Below are 3,655 nucleotides of genomic sequence, written 5' to 3'. Positions count from 1 at the left end.
CCTCGGGAACGGGGCGGTACTCGAGCGCTGCCACGGGGGCGACCTCGCGCTCGAGTACCTCCCCGATCCCGAGGCCTCCGGCGCCGGTTCCAGTGCGTTCGACCTCGTCCTCACCAACGCGTCGCCGGCGCCCTGCACGCTCGCCGGCATCCCGGGCGTCTACCCGACGGACGCCGACGGCGTGCGCATCGGCGCGGTCGCCGCCGCCGTCGGACCGAACCCGGGCGGCCTCCTCACCCTGCAGCCCGCCGGCCGGGCCGAGGTCCGCGTCGTCCGCCACTCCCCCGGCGCCTACGGCTGCCCGTCCGCTGTGTCCACGCGGATCGTCGCCGAGGTCGTCGACGACCTCGATCCCGCGGTCAGCGCTCCGGCCGCCCTCGAGGTCTGCACCGACGGCACGGTCGTGCTCGAGGCGTCGGCCTACACTCCGCTGGGCTGAGCCGTCCGCACGACGCGGGCGGCCTCACCGGGAGCCAGTCGGAGCGGCCCGTCGCCGCGGGAGCCGTCGAGCGATCGCCGCCACTCGCGCACCCCGTCCAGCGTCGGCTCGATCGCGGTGGCGCCGAGGTTGCCGACGAGGAGCAACTGCTCCCCCGCCCGCTGCACGCCGATCGCGACGAGCGCGGCCGCCTCCACGGCCAGCACCGCGCCGCCCCGGAGCTCGGCGGCCCACTCCAGCACCCGGCCTGCGGGTGTCCCCGCGGCTCCTCGCGGCCCCCACTCCTCGAAGTAGGCGAGCGAGTCGACGCCGGGCTGCGCGAGTGCGGCCAGGCTCCCCACGACCCACGCGGCGAGCGCCGGTGACGACTGCCGGGGATCCGTCGCACCGGGCAGGTGCTGCGGGCCGTAGCCGTGGGCGTCGATGTCGGCGTCCCCCGGGTCGAACGGCGACGTCGAGACCGCGTTCATCCGCGCCCCGAGCGCGATCGGGCCGATGCGCAGTCGACGGCCGTCGGCGATCGCCAGGGCGTCCCGCACGACCGTGCGCTGCGTCCCGAGCGACTCGACGAGCTGATGGCCCGAGGTGTCGTGCATGAAGGCGGTCAGGCTGAAGGCGAGAGGAGCGTCGACGGCTGCGAGCTCCTGCGCTCCCCGATTGAGCTCGGTGAAGTGCGAGCGCACGCCGCCGAGCACCTCGACGCCCGTCCCGGCCACCGCGCGCCGGGCCGCGTCCAGGAGCTCAGGAGTGCTGCGGTGGCCGTGCGCGGCGTAGACGCCGAGGCGGGCGAGCGGAGCGTCGCCGACGGCGCCGAGGACCCGCGCGACATCGTCCGGTGCCGCCGCGACGATGCGGAGGTCGATGCTCCGCTCCTGGGCGTCCTCGAGGGCGCGGGCGAGTACCCGCCGCCAGCCCGCCCAGCGCGGGTCGCACTCGACGAGCAGGCCTGCGCCGCGGACCCTTTCGGTCCCCGGCCGAGCCGCCGACGGTGCGCTCGACGCTCCGGTGAGGATCTCGGGGAACCCGTGCCCGCTGAGGGCGGTGCGCAGCCCGTCCGGCTGGTCCTCCGCCGGGGTCGGCGACCCCGAGCACTCGATCCGGACGCTCTGCCGGACGACCTCTCCCTCGGCGACCGCGACCGGGAACGGCAGGTCCAGCGGAGTGGAGTACGTCTTGAACGACGCGTCCGTCCAGTTGCGCTGGTCCTCCATCTCGAAGACGTCGCCGTCGAACGCCACCGCCACCGCCACTCCGCCCGCCGTCCACGAGAGACCGGCGATGTCGAGGGCCGGCTGATGCGGGGCGATGGCCCTCGGGAACCGCGTCCGCTCGACGGAGCCGTCGGTGCGGCGGACCTCGAGCGGCTCACCGGACGCCTCCACTCCGTGCAGCACGACCAGACCGAGCCTGTTGCGCAGCAGAGCGGTGGCGGCGCGCGCCTCGAGCGAGAGCAGGAGGGCCGACTCCTCGAAGCGGGCGCGCAGCGTCCACTCGACGCGGGCGGCACCGCTCTCGCCGACCCCCTCGATCACGAGCCCGGCGTCCTCGACGCGCAGGTCGGCGCGGGTGGTCGCGAACGTCCCCCAGTCGCGGTCGCGGACGACGACGCGCACTCCCCGGAGGATCCGCGCTCCCTGGAAGCGGATCTCGTCCAGGCGCCCCTCGGCGCTGCGCAGGCTCCACGAGCCGCAGCGCACCTCCTGCGCGTCGCGCTCGGCCGGGAGCAGCAGAGCGGCCGGGATCGCCGCGACGGCGGGACGGATGCCGATCGGCCCCATGGTCACAGGGTGGTCATGCCGCCGTCGACACGGAAGAGCGCGCCGGTGGCGTACGAGGACTCGTCGCTCGCGAGGTAGACCATGATTCCCTCGACGTCCTCGGCCGAGCCGGGCCGCCCGATCGGGATGCGCGAGACGATCGCGGCGCGCGCCTCGGCGTCTCCCGAGATCGCGGTCACCAGCGGGGTCTCGGTGTAGCCCGGCACCACGGTGTTCACGCGGATGCCCTCGCCGGCGTAGGCGGCGGCGACCGTGCGGCCGAGGCCGTGGATGCCGGCCTTGGAGCTGCTGTAGGCGGTGAAGTCCTGGCCCTCGCCGTTCAGCCCCGTGGGGCTGCCGGTGAGGACGATCGAGCCGCCGCGGCCCCGCATCGCCCTGACCGCGTGCTTCACGGTCAGGAAGGTGCCGGTGAGGTTGATGTCGATCGTCCGGCGCCACGCCTCGAGGCTCAGGTCGGCGATCTTCGCGTCCTGGCCGAAGAGCTGCACGCCCGCGTTCGCGACGACGACGTCGGGAGCGCGGCCGTCCGCGTCGAGCTGCGCGAAGGCGGCCTCGACGCTCGCCTCGTCCGAGATGTCGAGCGCGACCGCGACCGCATCCGGGTGGGCGGCGGCCGCGTCCCGCGCCGCGCCGAGATCCCGGTCCGTGAAGGCCACGCGGGCCCCTTCGCGGGCGAACCGCTCCGCGACGGCCCGGCCGATGCCGGAGCCGGCTCCGGTGACGAGGGCGTTCTTGCCGATGAGGCGTCCGGTCATGCGTGCTCTCCTTCGAGTCGATCCAGCTCGATCATAGGAGGCGAACCGGTTGACCGCATTCACTTCCGAGCAGAGGGTCGGAGAGATGCCGCCGGCCAGCGTCTCCCGGAGCATCCCGACGCGCCTCCGCGACCCCTTGACCCGGGAGCCCGGAGCGGCGACTCTCGCTACCACGCACGCTCCCACTCGCACCAGGAGGTCACCCATGAAGGTCGGCTCGCTCGTTCTCCGTCTCGCCGTCGGCGGACTGTTCGTCGGACACGGACTGCAGAAGCTCCGCGGCTCGTTCGGCGGTCCGGGCCTGGAGGGCACTTCGCAGATGATGGAGAGCCTCGAGATGCCCCCGCCGCGCCGCAACGCCCTCGCGGCCGCGGTCACCGAGACCGCCGGCGGTGCCGCCTTGGCCCTCGGAGCGGTCACCCCGCTCGCCGCCGCGGGTCTCGTGGCCACGATGATCACCGCGGTGCGCAAGGTGCACTGGAGCAACGGCCTGTGGAACGCGGGCGGAGGGTGGGAGTTCAACGGCCTGCTCGTCGCGGCGACCGCCGCGGTCGTCGCCGACGGTCCCGGTCCGCTCTCGCTCGACGCCCTGGTCGGCAAGTCGAAGTGGGGCGCCGGCTGGGCGCTGCTCGCGCTCGTCGCGGGCGCCGCGGCCTCCACCGCCGCCGTCGAGGCGGGTCTCC

At 74.8% G+C, this 3,655-nt stretch carries 4 protein-coding genes; 2 read left to right on the top strand and 2 right to left on the bottom strand.

The features are described from left to right. Window positions 1-439 (top strand): DUF4232 domain-containing protein (locus NB037_RS18875; protein ID WP_251948501.1); only part of this gene is annotated, 439 nt, incomplete at its 5' end. Here NB037_RS18875 and NB037_RS18870 read toward each other — a convergent pair. Then, window positions 421-2,217, bottom strand: a complete 1,797-nt coding sequence (locus NB037_RS18870) for a D-apionate lactonase family protein (protein WP_251948498.1) — start codon at window positions 2,215-2,217, stop codon at window positions 421-423. The genes NB037_RS18875 and NB037_RS18870 overlap by 19 nt on opposite strands. A 2-nt stretch (window positions 2,218-2,219) precedes the next feature. Next, the gene (locus NB037_RS18865; protein WP_251948496.1) at window positions 2,220-2,972 is read right to left on the bottom strand and encodes an SDR family NAD(P)-dependent oxidoreductase; all 753 of its coding nucleotides are present in this window, start codon (window positions 2,970-2,972) and stop codon (window positions 2,220-2,222) included. A gap of 205 nt (window positions 2,973-3,177) precedes the next feature. Here NB037_RS18865 and NB037_RS18860 point away from each other — a divergent pair. After that, window positions 3,178-3,655 (top strand): DoxX family protein (locus NB037_RS18860; protein ID WP_251948494.1); only part of this gene is annotated, 478 nt, incomplete at its 3' end.

This window comes from Rathayibacter rubneri (genome assembly GCF_023743255.1).
Taxonomy (GTDB): Bacteria; Actinomycetota; Actinomycetes; order Actinomycetales; family Microbacteriaceae; genus Rathayibacter; species Rathayibacter rubneri.
This window is presented reverse-complemented; position numbering and strand designations above follow the sequence as displayed.